The sequence below is a fragment of the Roseibium sp. RKSG952 genome (genome assembly GCF_009711355.1).
This window is the reverse complement of the sequence record NZ_SMMF01000874.1, coordinates 2,309-16,168: the sequence shown is the minus strand read 5'-3', so window position 1 is coordinate 16,168 and position 13,860 is coordinate 2,309. Positions and strand designations below refer to the sequence as shown.

Genomic DNA, 13,860 nt, shown 5'->3' with positions numbered 1-13,860 from the left:
CCGCCGGGACCTTGAACGTGTCGTGGTATCCTTCGCCACATCCGGCGCAGGTGTAGCGACCCGAGATGCGTTTCACCATTTCAGCGTCTTCAACCTCAAGGCTGATCGCTGCGTTGATCTTCTGCCCGGTTTCCGCCAGCAGCCCGTCCAGTGCCTCGGCCTGAACCGTGGTGCGCGGGAAACCGTCCAGAATGACGCCCTTGGCACAGTCCGGTTCAGCCAGGCGATCCCGCAGAATAGCGATGACGATCTCGTCACTGACCAGATCACCGGCCTCCATTACCGCCTTCGCGGCTTTGCCAGCCTCTGTCCCGGCCGCAACAGCGGCGCGCAGCAGGTCGCCGGTGCTGAGCTGGACCAGTCCAAACTTGTCTTCGAGCATCCTCGCCTGGGTACCCTTCCCGGCGCCCGGAGGGCCGAGAAGGATCAGAACAGCGGGTGTGGTGATCGTGGCAGCGTCCATCACATCCTCACCTGTTCGCACGGTTTTCAATCAGATCTTCGACCACCGAAGGATCGGCCAGAGTCGAGGTGTCACCTAGCGAGCCAAAGTCGTTCTCGGCAATCTTGCGCAGGATACGACGCATGATCTTGCCAGAACGGGTCTTGGGCAGGCCAGGGGCCCATTGGATTACATCGGGCGACGCTATCGGGCCGATCTCGGTCCGTACCCAGGTGCGCAGCTCTTTCAACAGCTCATCCGAAGGTTCACGGTCGTTCATTAAAGTGACGTAGCAGTAGATACCTTGCCCTTTGATTTCATGTGGGTAGCCAACCACAGCGGCCTCGGCCACAGCGGCATGTGCGACCAGAGCGCTTTCGACCTCGGCAGTGCCCATACGGTGACCTGAGACGTTGATCACGTCGTCAACACGGCCGGTGATCCAGTAGTCACCATCCTCGTCACGGCGGCAGCCGTCACCGGTGAAATAGTAGCCTTTGTAGTCTGAAAAATATGTCTTCTCGAACCGTTCGTGATCTCCCCAAACGGTGCGCATTTGGCCGGGCCAGCTGTCCTTGATGCACAGAACGCCTTCGACGCCATTGCCGTTGATCTCGACGCCGGACTGAGGGTCCAGAACCACGGGCTGAATGCCAAAGAACGGTTTCATTGCCGAGCCGGGCTTCATCGCGTGAGCACCGGGCAGGGGAGTCATCAAGTGACCGCCAGTTTCGGTTTGCCACCAGGTGTCGACGATTGGGCAACGTCCACCGCCAACCACTTCGTTATACCAGTTCCAGGCCTCTGGATTGATCGGCTCGCCGACTGTGCCCAACGTGCGCAGATCGCTCAGGTCGCACTTCTCGACCCACTGGTTGCCTTGCCCCATCAGAGCGCGCAACGCAGTTGGAGCGGTATAGAACTGGTTCACCTTGTGCTTTTCGCAAACTTGCCAGAAGCGCGAGGCGTCCGGATAGGTGGGCACACCTTCGAACATCAGTGTGGTCGCACCGTTGGCCAGCGGGCCATAGACGATATAGCTGTGGCCCGTGACCCAGCCAACATCCGCGGTACACCAATAGATGTCACCTTCATGGTAATCGAACGTGATCTCATGCGTCATCGCCGCATAGACCAGATATCCGCCGGTCGTGTGGACGACACCTTTGGGCTGACCGGTCGAGCCTGAGGTGTAAAGGATGAACAGAGGGTCTTCGGCGCTCATCTCAGTTGGCGCGCAGTAGTCATCCGCCTCAAGCGCCATTTCGTTGTAGTCATAGTCGCGACCGTTGATCCAGGTGGTCTGGCCTCCGGTGCGTTTTACGACTAGGCACTTCACGGTGTCCTTGCAGTGCAGCAGGGCAGCGTCGGCGTTGGATTTCAGCGGGGTTTTACGACCACCACGAGGGGCTTCGTCTGCGGTGATGACAACCTTGGCGTCACAGCCATTGATCCTGGCAGCCAGAGCGTCGGGGGAAAATCCAGCAAAAACAATCGAATGGATTGCGCCGATCCGGGCGCATGCCAGCATGGCATAGGCCGCCTCGGGGATCATCGGCAGATAGATAACGACCCGGTCGCCTTTGCGCACGCCCATCGATTCCAGAATGTTGGCCATCCGGCAGGTGCGACGGTGCAGCTCGGCATAAGTGATGTGCTGCGCTTCGTCATTTGGATCATCCGGTTCCCAGATGATGGCCGTCTGATCGCTGCGGGTTTTCAGATGTCGATCCAGGCAGTTGGCGGAAACGTTCAGCGTCCCGTCTGCATACCAGTTGATTCCAACCGAGCCAAAGTCATAGCTGACATCCTTGACCTGCGTGTAGGGCTTGATCCAATCCACACGCTTGCCTTGCTCATCCCAGAACGCCACAGGGTCGTTGATGGAGGCCGCATACATCTCGTTGTATTTTTCAGCGTTGACATGCGCGCGGGCTACAGTGTCGGCGGACGGCGGAAAGGTCGTGGCATCTGCCTGGGCAGCGGTTGTCATTCTGAGGCTCCTCCCTCTGGACTATATTGAACTGGGCCGATTTTGCCTGCTGAACCGGCAATGTCGACCCATATCCTCCCTGGTGGCAATAATACGGAGAGCTGAAAACAATGAAATAAATTACAGATATCTCAGGATTAGTTTGTAAATTAGTTTCATCATACCTTGAAAATCTGTAAATATAATCTCGTGTGATTTGTGAAAATACATTGAAAATAATGACTTGGCTGTAACGGATTTCTAAGGTCGCAATCGGCCTCTCGATATTCAGTAAAAGTCATTCTGGAATCATCTTTTGGTTGTTAGCGCATGACGGTTCCGTTCACCCTTGATCAGGAATGTCACCCGGGGGTTGGCACATACCGATGTTGGCGCTAGCTTTGGGCCTAAGCGCCCCGGCAAGGGGGTGCAACAATGGGAGAAATCACTATGAAAAAGATGTTGAGCGGCGCTGCTGTTGCCGCTTTGGGTGTTGCGTTCGCGTCAGAAGCCGTCGCAACAGAATGGAACGCCTCAGTCTGGGGTAAGCGCCGCGCATTCACCGAACATGTTGAAAAGCTTGCAGAACTGGTGAGTGAAAAGACCGGCGGCGATTTCACGATCAACGTCAGCTATGGCGGCCTCTCAAAGCCGAAAGAGAATCTGGACGGCATCGAAATCGGCGCGTTTGAAATGGCTCAGTTCTGTGCTGGATATCACCGCGACAAGAACCGTGCCATTACCGTGCTTGAGCTTCCGTTCCTGGGTGTAAACACGCTGGACGAAGAAGTGGCTGTTAGTCATGCAGTATATGATCATCCGGCTGTAAAGGATGAGATGGCGCAGTGGAACGCGCGCATCATCATGACCTCGCCGATGCCGCAGTACAATCTGGTCGGAACCGGTGATCCGCGGGATGAACTGGCTGAGTTCGATGGTATGCGTGTCCGCGCAACCGGTGGTCTGGGTCAGGCGTTCGAAGCAGTAGGGGGTGTGCCCACATCCGTGCCCGCAACCGAAGCCTACAACGCAATGGAATCCGGTGTGGTTGACACCGTAGCGTTTGCACAGCACGCACATTTGTCGTTCGGAACCATCAACGAAGCAGATTGGTGGACCGCCAACCTGAACCCCGGAACGGTGAACTGCCCGGTGGTTGTGAATATCGAAGCATACGAAGCGCTGTCGCCGGAACATCGTGAAGCGCTGGACAGTTCGATTGACGAAGCCATCGACCATTATCTGGCAAATTATGGCTCGTTGCTCGAGAAATGGGACGGTGTGCTTGATGAAAAAGGCGTTCAGAAAGTCATGATCGACGACGCTGTAATTGCCGATTTCCGCGCCAAGGCAGCAGACCCGATCCGCGAACAGTGGATTGCCGACATGTCCGCTCAGGGCCTGCCTGCGCAGGATCTCTATGATCTGGTACAGACGACGTTGCAACAGCAACGCAGCGGTAACTGATCGACAAAACCCGGGCGCCAGAAGGCGCCCGGTCACTTTCAGAAACAGGGGATTACCGGATGGCAGGACAGGCCACGGTATTGGAAGACGGCAGTCTGCTCAGCCGTCTTGATCGTCGTTTGCTTGGGATTGAGAAGTTTCTTGCCCTCATAAGCGGGCTGGCGGTGTTTGGATTGATGCTGCTGGCTGTGATTTCCGTCAGCGGGCGCAACGCAGTCAATGTACCCTTGCCGGGTTACGTGGACTGGATCGAACAGATGATGCCGCTGATCGCATTTCTTGGCATATCTTATGTTCAGCGTGACGGCGGGCATATTCGCATGGATATCGTAATCTCTCGTCTGCATGGTCGGGCGCTGTGGTTGTTCGAACTGTTGTCAGTCGTGCTGATCCTTGTTCTCATGCTGGCGCTGGTCTGGGGCAGTTGGGCGCATTTTGACCGGTCTTTTGATTTTGGTGCCCCGATGTGGAGCCGCGACAGCTCGATCGATATCGGCATCCCGATTTGGCCTGCCAAACTATTGGCACCCGTAGCATTTTCGGTGCTTTGTGTTCGCTTGGTTCTGCAAGTGTGGGGATATGGGCGTGCTTTCCTGCTGGGGTTGGAAACTCCGGTTGCGGTGCCGTTGATACAAGACGCGGCGGCGCAGGCAGCTGCCGAAGCCGAGCAGTTTGAAGGGCAGGACTAACACATGGACACGATCGAAATTGGCCTGTGGGTTACAGGCGGCCTGTTGGTTCTTGTCGTCACCGGAATGCGCGTTGCCTTTGCTGCGGGGTTGGCTGGGCTCGTCGGGCTTGTCTGGATTTTCTGGGCCAAGTTTGGCTATGATCCGGATCGTTTCGGAAAGGCGCTGACCGTTGCCGTAAAGACAGCGGGGCAGGTGCCGCATTCTAAGGTTGCATCACATACGCTCAGCCTGATCCCGACATTCATCCTGATCGGATACCTCGCTTATTACGCAGGGCTGACCCGGGCTTTGTTCGAGGCGGCCAAGCGCTGGATTGCCTGGGTCCCGGGGGGGCTTGCGGTTTCGACAGTATTTGCGACGGCAGGTTTTGCAGCCGTTTCTGGCGCATCTGTTGCCACGTCGGCGGTGTTCGCCCGTATCGCAATCCCTGAAATGCTGGATGTCGGTTACAACAAACGCTTTGCGGCTGGCGTGGTGGCTGCCGGGGGTACGTTGGCGTCGCTCATACCGCCGTCGGCGATCCTCGTGATCTATGCGATCATTGTTGAACAGAACGTGGGTATGCTGCTGCTTGCAGGGTTTATTCCCGGCGCCTTCTCGGCGCTGATCTATGGGTTGCTGATCGTTGGCATCGCAGTGGTCTTCAAATCCGTGGGACCGCCAGTCAGAGGGTTCACATGGAAACAGCGTTTCTCGTCATTGCCCGGTGCGTTGCCAATTGTTGCCGTGGTTCTGATCATCATCTGCTTTGTCTATAACCCGTTCGGTGAAGACGCATGGGGTACACCAACGGAAGGTGGAGCCATCGGAGCCTTTATCGTGTTCTGCTTTGCGCTGTTTCACGGCATGCGTTGGGCCGAGTTCAAATCAGCGCTGCTAGAGACCGCAAAGCTGACGGCGATGATCTTTGCCATCATCTGGGGCGTTCTGATCTATGTTCGGTTTCTGGGTTTTGCGGACCTGCCGGGGGCATTCTCGGATTGGATAACCTCGCTCGAAATGTCACCGATGCTGATTCTGATCTGCATCCTGCTGGCTTATGCGGTGCTGGGTATGTTCATGGATGCCATCGGTATGCTGCTGCTGACGCTGCCTGTGGTGTATCCGGCTGTGATGGCTCTGAACGGTGGTGAAGCTGTGAGTGCTGCCGAAAGTACCTTTGGTATGTCCGGCCCCATGTGTGCGATCTGGTTCGGCATCTTGGTGGTCAAAATGGCAGAGTTCTGTCTGATCACGCCGCCCATTGGCCTGAACTGTTTTGTGGTTGCAGGTGTACGTCCGGATCTGAGCGTTCAGGATGTCTTCAAGGGTGTCACACCGTTCTTTGTGGCTGACGCAGTTACCATCGCGCTGCTGGTCGCGTTCCCGGGTATCGTTTTGTATCTGCCATCCCTTGCAGGATAGAAAAAAGCCCCGGCCAATGGCCGGGGCGAGTTGCCTGAATGTGCGGGTTCTTATTTTGCCCGCATCAACATTCCATACAGGTCACGTGGATCGTCAGGGTCTGCGAGCATATCCAAAGGCTCAAAGAATTCAGTGCCTTCAATCGCTGTTTTGATATAGCGCAGAGCCGAAAAATCTTCGATCGCGAAGCCTACACTGTCGAACAATGTGATCTGCCGATCATCGGTTCGCCCTTTGGCCTGACCAGTCATCACTTGCCACATTTCAGTTACCGGATGATCGTCATCAAGTGCCTGAATTTCACCCTCAATCCGTGTTTGCTCAGGATATTCCACAAAGATTTCGGATCGCAACAGAATGTCACTGTGCAGTTCAGTCTTGCCCGGGCAATCGCCACCAATGGCATTGATGTGGACGCCGGGTCCGACCATGTTGTCCGTCAGGATCGTGGCATATTTCTTGTCAGCGGTGCAGGTGGTGATGATCTGGGCGCCCTCAATTGCCTCTTCAGCCGTTTTGCACGGGACAACCGTAAGCCCTTTGCCTTGCAAGTTGGTTGCGCATTTGGCTGTGGCGTTGGCGTCGATGTCATACAGTCGAACCGTATCAATTCCGCACATCGCCTTGAATGCGAGGCACTGGAACTCTGACTGAGCCCCATTGCCGATCATCGCCATCGTGGTCGCACCCTTCGGCGCGAGATAGCTGCCCACAAGTGCCGATGTCGCCGCCGTCCGCAAAGCTGTCAGGATGGTCATTTCAGTTAGCAGCGTAGGGTAGCCGGTGTAGACATCCGCCAGAAGTCCAAACGCTGTGACGGTTTGCAGCCCTTCCGAGGTGTTCTTGGGGTGGCCGTTGACGTATTTGAACCCGTAGGCCTCACCATCCGAGGTGGGCATCAGCTCGATCACGCCATGGGGTGAATGCGCCGGAATGCGGGGCGTTTTGTCAAAGCTTTCCCAACGTTTGAAATCGGATTCGATCTGAGCCGCAATTTCGGTGATCACCCGCTCGACACCGATGTGGTGCACAAGCTGCATCATGTTGTCGACGGAAACGAAGGGTACAAGGGCCTTGTCTGATGGTTGCATCATGCACTCCTATCGGCGCGAAAGGTGGATGCCGGCGATCATACACCGCACCGATCCACCTGCTGTTTCAATTGTGGGAACCGAGAGCGGCAGCGGCGTCGCGCTCGCTTCGATTGTTTGAATCTGTTCGGGTCTGAGCGCTGCAAGCGCGCGGCTGGAAAGCGCAAGGACCAATCCATCGCGTCCCGAGAGCTCGATTGCGTTTCCCGCGAATTCCGCAATCTGTTCGTGGCTGAGATCGATCACTGTTCGCCCGGATTCCTCCAGCCGGTTACGAACAGTCTGGCGGCGTTCGGTGTCTGCAATCATATCCAGACAAATCAGGGCATAATGCGTTCCAATGCCCATGAGAACATTGGTGTGATAAACGTCACGACCATCAACGTCACGTGCTTCGAATGCGATCGGTTCATAGTTGAAATGCGTGCAAAAGCGTTCAAGCAGGACCGGGTCTGCGCGATTGGATTTGACCGTATAAGCAATGCGCCCCACATGGTCGAGCACCATCGCACCAGTGCCTTCCAGTGCAAGGTCATCTTGTTCCAAACCCGAATAGTCAATCACGTCCTGAACGCGGTACTCCTGTTTGAGCAGCTCGATCACATCCATCCGCCGTTCGCGCCTGCGTGAAGGGACGAACATTGGATAGATTGCTACATGCCCGCCATGATGGGTCGAAAACCAGTTATTCGGAAACACGCTGTCCGGCGTATTGTCCTGACCTTCGTCATCAAAGACGTGAACCGTGACGCCGGCCGAACGCAATTGCTCAACAGCGCGATCATGTTCATCCCGTGCGGCCATTGAGGTCGCTTCGACTGAGCGATTGGAAAGTGTTTGAAAGGCATTGTCGCCATGCGTTTCGGGATTCGAAGTAAACGCATGTGGACGGATCATCACAACAGCGGGGGGGGCCTGAAGTGATAGCATCAGAAACTCCGCGTCGGGCGGTCAAAGATGCGACGGCCAAGCAACGATGCAGCCAGATCGACCATCAGCTTGGCGGTCCGGCCGCGCTCATCCAGAAATGGGTTCAACTCGACCAGATCCAGCGAACAGACCAGCCCGCTTTCGTGCAGCAATTCCATGACCAGATGTACTTCGCGCTCGGTTGCGCCGCCTGGTACCGTTGTTCCAACGGCAGGCGCGATGGCAGGATCCAGAAAGTCCACGTCCAGCGAAACATGCAAAATGCCGTTGGCGGCGCGGACCTTGTCAAGGAATGCCAGCAGCGGGGCCTTGATCCCGTGTTCGTCGATGGTGCGCATGTCAGCCAGCATTGCACTGTCTTTTTCCAGTGCTGCGCGCTCTTCCGGGTCCACTGAACGCAGGCCAATCATGCCGACGCGGTCCGTAGGGACGTGCGCGGCAACTTTGGGAAACGCATCAAAGCCGGGTTGTCCCGTGAAATAGGCGACGGGCGTTCCGTGCAGGTTTCCGCTGCCGGTGCTGTTCGGCGTGTGAAAGTCACTATGGGCATCCAGCCACAAAACGAACAGAGGGCGATCGATCTTTTGGGCATGAGCGGCCATACCAGTAACGGTGCCCATCGATAGCGCATGATCCCCGCCCATGAAAATTGGGAGGCCTTGCGTTGCTGCTTCCTCTGCGGCACGGCTCAGGGCCTGCGTCCAACCCACACACTCAGGCAGAGCAAACAGATGTGAATGCTCGGGCATATCGACGACATCAGGTCGTGTATCGCCTAGATCTGTGACGGTGTGGCCCAAAGTTGCCAACGCTGCTTCGATACCTGCGACGCGATAGGCGTCGGGACCCATCCGGCAGCCCTGACGCTGTTTGCCGGCGTCCATCGGAGCGCCGATCAGAATGACGTTCTTTTTATCCATACGTTCATTTACCGGCTCAGCATGGGTTGCAGGAAGATAGCAAAATGTTCAAAATGAAACCCTCTCATACAAATTGGAAAGCACATATGGACGATTTGGATAGTCGATTGCTCAGCGCTCTGCATCGGGATGCCCGTGCCTCGTTATCTGAACTGGCCGAACTGCTGGGTGTGACGCGGACCACGGTGCGCAGCAGGCTTCAACGATTGAAGCAATCGGGCGAGATCGTTGGCTTTACAGTGCTGACCCGCCGCGATGTTGCGGAAAGCCCGGTGCGCGGTCTCATGATGCTTGAGATCGAAGGGCGCGGAACCGAGAGAATTATGGCCAGAATAGCAGCCATGCGGCAGGTGCGGGCAGTACACACGACCAATGGCAGCTGGGACCTGATTGCGGAAATCTGGGCAGATACGTTGGCTGAGCTGGATGAGGTCCTGTTCCAGATACGCCGGATGGAAGGGATTACGCGTTCAGAAACCAATCTGCTGCTGTCGACCCGCAAGGGACGTTATTGACCTCTGCTTTTCAGTTCCTGTCCTTCCTGGCGTGCAGTGCTTTGAAGATCAACGAAATTGTGCCAAAGTTCGGTAACCGACCGATTTGATTTCGGGGCATATTTCTTGCTGCGAGATCCATTGGTCCAAATGCGGCAGCAGGGCAGGGAAGCTCAATATGTCCATACAAGAAACAGGCGAAGAATCGCGAGCGGTGCGTTGGGTAGAACGCATTACCGAGTTGCTGGAAAAACCTTGGGTCAGGCTGGCAATTCCACTGTTGATCACGCTGATTGCACTGACGGTGCTGCATGATCTGTCTGCGCATGTGAAGTGGGCGGATGTCAAAGCCGACATTGCAGGCACATCATGGCGTCTGTTGTTCTTTGCCGTTTGCTGGACAGCTTTCAGTTTTCTCTCACTTTCATTTTACGATGTTTTCGCGGTTCAGAGCGTCGCTGAAGGAAAGGTGCCGCTGCCGGTCGCCGGAATGGCGGGGGCTAGCGGCTATGCGGTTTCGAACTGCCTCGGCTTTTCATACATAACAGGAACCGCCATTCGGTATCGCATATACGCATCTCTGGGGCTTGATTTGGGTCGCGTGGCCGGAGTGATCGCCACTTCATGGGTCGCATTCTGGATGGGATTGGTTCTGATACTGGGCATTCTGTTGACTACTCACCCAGACGGTATCTCGAAGGTGATGCCGATAAGTGAGATCACCGAAACCTCGATCGGTGTCGCCATGCTTATTGGTCTGATCTCACTCTTTATCTGGCTTTCGAGCGGTGGTCGCCGGCTTGCTTTCGCTGGGGTTGGTTTCAATCTTCCCGGAGGGCGTCTGGCTGGTTTGCTGACTGTCGCCGCCGTTGGTGACCTGTTCGGAGCATCCATGGCACTTTATGTGCTGATGCCCGATGATCTTGGTGTTGGCTACCCGTACTTTTTTACAATTTATATCGCGGCTATCGCGGTCGGCATATTAAGCCACGCACCGGGTGGCCTGGGGGTATTCGAGGCAACGTTGATTGCCGGATTGGGCGCATCGGGGCGATCGGATGTGATCGCTGCGTTGCTGCTCTATCGGGTGGTTTACACGTTTCTGCCATTTGGTATCGCAAGCGTATCCATCGCAGTCGCATCAGCATTGACCCAACGCCATAGGATCGGTGGGGCTGCAACATGGGTCTACAGGGTGATCCGGCCAATTGTCCCGATGGTAGCAGCGGGTATTGCGGCAGTAGCTGGTGTGATCTTGCTTGTATCCGGCGCCTTGCCAGCCAGTTCGCAGAGTCTGGGTGCATTGCGAGAGTTTCTGCCTTTGTCCTTTGTCGAAGCCTCACATTTGGTGGGCAGTGCGGTAGGCGTGCTGTTGATCCTTGTGTCCCGAGGGTTGTTCCGCAAGCTGTACCGGGCTTGGATCGTTGCCATGATCCTGATGCTGGCCGGTTTCTTTGCTTCGCTTGCAAAGGGATTGGACACACATGAAGCGCTCAGCATGTTGGGTACAATCGCACTCCTCGCGTTGTTCAAGGGGGCTTTTTACAGGGTCAGCGGAGCGTCAATCTTTCGTCTGAATATACCCTGGCTTGTCAGTGTCATCGCGTTGCTGGCTGTGATCTTTTGGGTCGGCTTGTTTGCCTATAAACACGTTGAGTACCAGAACGCTTTGTGGTGGGAATTTGCCTGGAATGGTGATGCGTCACGGTTCCTGCGATCGAGTCTGGTTGTTGCGGTGATATTGGGTGTCGTTGCCGTGAATTCGCTATTCGGGCGCGAAATTCCTCAGGTAAAGCGCACTGAAATTCCCGAGGTTGTTGAACGCCTTGTGATGGAAAGCGAAGACACTGAGGCGCAGATTTCCCTGACCGGTGACAAGCAGTTCCTGATCTCCCCCGATGAAACTGCATTCATCGCTTACGCCGATACGGGCAATGCCCTGATCAGTAAAGGTGAACCGGTTGGTGAAGAGCATGCTGGTCAACAACTGATCTGGCAGTTGCGCGAGATGGCGGATCGCGAAGGAAAGCTTTGCGCATTTTATAGTGTGTCGACCAAGTATCTGCCCACGTTTCTGGATTTGGGACTTTCGATCCTGAAGATCGGAGAGGTTGCCCGCGTTCCTCTTGAGGATTTCTCTCTGGACGGAAAGCCGCGCAAGCGTTTTCGGCAGGCCAAGAACCGTGCCGAGCGAGAGGGGTATGTATTCGAGATCGTTCCGAAAGAGAAATTGGCCCCAATACTTCCGGAGCTGCGTCAGATTTCCGATGACTGGCTTGCCGGTAAATCTGGTGAGGAAAAAGGCTTTGCCCTTGGCGGTTTTGACGAGGAATACCTGTCTTACTTTGATCATGCGATTTTGAAAAATGGCGAAACGGGAAAGATCGTTGCATTTGCCAATCTGTTTCAGGGTGGAAATAAGTCCGAATTATCGCTGGATCTGATGCGGTATGAGCCTGACAGCCCCAGCTTTGTTATGGATGCTCTGTTTGCGGAAATGATGGTCTGGGGATCCGAGCAGGGTTTCCATTGGTTTTCTCTTGGCGCAGCGCCTTTTTCGGGCATTGAAAATCGGCAGTTGGCGTCACTTTGGAACCGGATTGGCGGGTTCGTCTATGAGCATGGCGAGCAATTCTATCACTTTGAAGGATTGCGCTCATTCAAACAGAAATTCGAACCGGAGTGGAGCCCGAACTATCTAGCCAGCCCTGGGGGGCTGGCTGCACCGCGTATCCTTTACGAGGTGAACATTCTGATCTCGGGTGGTCTGCGGGGGCTGACGAAGTAATCCTTCAGTTCAGGCTGGCGCGTGTTGGCGTTTCCTCTAGCAGGTCGCCCCAATCCGTACGGTAAGCCATTTCGGCAAGCACGGTTTCAGGCAGAAACTCCTGATTTTGCCGGATTTGCCAGCCGCCACCCAGTCCCTTGTAAACGGCAACCAGGTTGGCAGAAACCTGTTGCCTTGCCTCAATCAGATTGGCCTGAGAACGCAGCAGGGCGGTTTGCGTATTCAGAATTCTGGAATAGCTGGCGATGCCGTCACGATACTGGTCGACTGCGATGGCGGCCGCCTTGCGGGATGCATCGACACTGCGTTGATAGAACGTTACCTGCTTACGTGCCTCAGCATAGGCGACCATCGCGCTTTCCACCTCAGAGTAGGCGGTCAGAACCGTGTTCTGGTAGTTTGCGATCAACGCCTGATAGGCGGCGTCCTGTGCCCGGACGTTGTTCTGTATGCGCCCGTAGTTCAGCACGTTCCAGACTACCCCGGCGCTTGCCAGACCCGTGTTGCTGTTCGAGCTGAACAGATCGCGACCACCCGAAGCCTGAAGGCCAACAGAGCCAGACAGTATGAATTGCGGATAGAGATCTGCCATGGCGATACCAACCTGCGCGGATTGGGTCGCTGCAGCCAACTCAGCTGCTCTGACGTCCGGTCTCCTGCGCAGCAGTTCAGCGGGAACCCCTACAGCGACGTTAGATCGTGCGGTTGGAATGCGACCGTAGTTACCCAGCAGGTTCGTCATGCGCGACGGAGTTGCGCCAAGTAGCACCGCAAGCGCGTTCTTGGCTTGCTGCAGGTCGCTTTCAATCGTCGGCACCAAGGCTTTGGTGTTGTTCAGCAGGGCGGTTGATTCCTGCACGTCCAGCTCGGTCGTGACACCGTTGTTGAAGCGGAGTTGTGTGAGATCTGCGGATTCCTGCTGCAACTTTATGTTCTCGCGTGCGATCGCGAGTGACTCCTGCAAAGCGCGGATATTGATGTACAGCGCAGCGACGTCCCCGGTAAGGGTAACGAGCGCATCGTCATAGTTGGCAACCTGCAAGGCCAGATTGGACCGGGCCGCCTGAACGCCACGTCGCTGTGCGCCCCAAACATCAAGTTCCCACTGTGCGTCAAAGCCGACTTGTGAGGTCGAGAACTCAGTGTCCAGCGGGATGATCTGCCTGATATCGGAAACCGGTCCAAGGTTGTCACTTATCTGGCGGCGTTGCAGTGATCCGCCGATCGCTTGGGATTGAGGGTATAGCTCTCCAAACGCGATGCCCAATTGAGCACGAGCCTGAAGGACGCGAGCGCCTGCCACTTGCAATGTCAGGTTCTGGGCGTAGGCCTCGGCAATCAGCTTGTTTAGCGTAGGATCGTTGAATGTCTCCCACCACTTCACAACGGGCGCGCTGCGAGATGTCAGGCCGCTGCTCTGGCTGGCGCTTGGGCTGTTTACTTCGATCCACTGTTTTACCACAGGTGAGTTGGGGCGGACAAAATTTGGGCCAACAGGGGCACAAGCAACAAAGATCGACGCACATAGGGCCGTTCCCATAAGCCTTCCAAACAGATGCTTCTTGGAATTGGGCCATTTCATAATGCGCATCCTCAGATATCCAGTGGTCGGATGAAGTTGGCGAATGAGTAAAGCCGCATGTTGATACGGCGCAGAAAC

The 13,860-nt window shown here is 55.7% G+C and carries 11 protein-coding genes; 5 read left to right on the top strand and 6 right to left on the bottom strand.

Annotated elements, in window-relative coordinates:
- A partial coding sequence (locus E1297_RS12680; protein ID WP_155138638.1) for an adenylate kinase occupies window positions 1–463 on the bottom strand: 463 nt, incomplete at its 3' end.
- Window positions 464–470: 7 nt separating this feature from the next.
- Window positions 471–2,435, bottom strand: coding sequence for an acetate--CoA ligase (gene acs / locus E1297_RS12675; protein WP_155138624.1), 1,965 nt, complete (start codon window positions 2,433–2,435; stop codon window positions 471–473).
- A gap of 429 nt (window positions 2,436–2,864) precedes the next feature.
- Here acs and dctP point away from each other — a divergent pair, with 429 nt between their 5' ends.
- From dctP to E1297_RS12660, 3 genes are read left to right on the top strand one after another with little or no spacing between them, the layout of a single operon-like run.
- Window positions 2,865–3,881, top strand: a complete 1,017-nt coding sequence (gene dctP / locus E1297_RS12670) for a TRAP transporter substrate-binding protein DctP (RefSeq protein ID WP_155138622.1) — start codon at window positions 2,865–2,867, stop codon at window positions 3,879–3,881.
- A gap of 59 nt (window positions 3,882–3,940) precedes the next feature.
- A complete protein-coding gene (locus E1297_RS12665; protein WP_155138620.1) occupies window positions 3,941–4,570 on the top strand; it encodes a TRAP transporter small permease in 630 nt (209 codons plus the stop codon).
- A 3-nt stretch (window positions 4,571–4,573) separates the two neighbouring features.
- Window positions 4,574–5,977, top strand: a complete 1,404-nt coding sequence (locus tag E1297_RS12660) for a TRAP transporter large permease (RefSeq protein ID WP_155138618.1) — start codon at window positions 4,574–4,576, stop codon at window positions 5,975–5,977.
- A 50-nt stretch (window positions 5,978–6,027) separates the two neighbouring features.
- Here E1297_RS12660 and E1297_RS12655 read toward each other — a convergent pair whose 3' ends face one another.
- From E1297_RS12655 to rocF, 3 genes are read right to left on the bottom strand one after another with little or no spacing between them, the layout of a single operon-like run.
- Window positions 6,028–7,071 carry an ornithine cyclodeaminase gene (locus E1297_RS12655; RefSeq protein ID WP_155138616.1) on the bottom strand — a complete coding sequence of 348 codons (1,044 nt, stop codon included), beginning with the start codon at window positions 7,069–7,071 and terminating at the stop codon, window positions 6,028–6,030.
- A gap of 6 nt (window positions 7,072–7,077) precedes the next feature.
- Window positions 7,078–7,998: a citrulline utilization hydrolase CtlX gene (gene ctlX, locus E1297_RS12650; protein ID WP_155138614.1), complete on the bottom strand. Its 921-nt coding sequence runs from the start codon at window positions 7,996–7,998 to the stop codon at window positions 7,078–7,080.
- Window positions 7,998–8,918 (bottom strand): arginase, encoded by a 921-nt coding sequence (gene rocF / locus E1297_RS12645; protein ID WP_155138612.1) that lies wholly within the window; start codon window positions 8,916–8,918, stop codon window positions 7,998–8,000. The genes ctlX and rocF overlap by 1 nt, the downstream gene beginning before the upstream one ends.
- A gap of 86 nt (window positions 8,919–9,004) precedes the next feature.
- On the opposite strand from rocF, the gene E1297_RS12640 reads away from it, so the two are divergent.
- Window positions 9,005–9,433, top strand: a complete 429-nt coding sequence (locus tag E1297_RS12640) for an Lrp/AsnC family transcriptional regulator (RefSeq protein WP_155138610.1) — start codon at window positions 9,005–9,007, stop codon at window positions 9,431–9,433.
- A 157-nt stretch (window positions 9,434–9,590) separates the two neighbouring features.
- Complete coding sequence (gene mprF, locus E1297_RS12635) at window positions 9,591–12,200, top strand: bifunctional lysylphosphatidylglycerol flippase/synthetase MprF (protein WP_155138608.1); 2,610 nt, start codon at window positions 9,591–9,593, stop codon at window positions 12,198–12,200.
- A 4-nt stretch (window positions 12,201–12,204) separates the two neighbouring features.
- Here the strand turns inward: mprF and E1297_RS12630 are convergent, their stop codons facing one another.
- Window positions 12,205–13,782 carry an efflux transporter outer membrane subunit gene (locus E1297_RS12630; protein ID WP_155138606.1) on the bottom strand — a complete coding sequence of 526 codons (1,578 nt, stop codon included), beginning with the start codon at window positions 13,780–13,782 and terminating at the stop codon, window positions 12,205–12,207.
- Window positions 13,783–13,860: the final 78 nt, after the last annotated feature.

Coding starts and splice junctions, on each gene's coding strand:
- E1297_RS12665 (WP_155138620.1), top strand. CDS start 3,941: ATGGCAGGACAGGCCACGGTATTGGAAGACGGCAGTCTGCTCAGCCGT.
- acs (WP_155138624.1), bottom strand. CDS start 2,435: ATGACAACCGCTGCCCAGGCAGATGCCACGACCTTTCCGCCGTCCGCC.
- mprF (WP_155138608.1), top strand. CDS start 9,591: ATGTCCATACAAGAAACAGGCGAAGAATCGCGAGCGGTGCGTTGGGTA.
- E1297_RS12655 (WP_155138616.1), bottom strand. CDS start 7,071: ATGATGCAACCATCAGACAAGGCCCTTGTACCCTTCGTTTCCGTCGAC.
- rocF (WP_155138612.1), bottom strand. CDS start 8,918: ATGGATAAAAAGAACGTCATTCTGATCGGCGCTCCGATGGACGCCGGC.
- ctlX (WP_155138614.1), bottom strand. CDS start 7,998: ATGCTATCACTTCAGGCCCCCCCCGCTGTTGTGATGATCCGTCCACAT.
- E1297_RS12640 (WP_155138610.1), top strand. CDS start 9,005: ATGGACGATTTGGATAGTCGATTGCTCAGCGCTCTGCATCGGGATGCC.
- E1297_RS12660 (WP_155138618.1), top strand. CDS start 4,574: ATGGACACGATCGAAATTGGCCTGTGGGTTACAGGCGGCCTGTTGGTT.
- E1297_RS12630 (WP_155138606.1), bottom strand. CDS start 13,782: ATGAAATGGCCCAATTCCAAGAAGCATCTGTTTGGAAGGCTTATGGGA.
- dctP (WP_155138622.1), top strand. CDS start 2,865: ATGAAAAAGATGTTGAGCGGCGCTGCTGTTGCCGCTTTGGGTGTTGCG.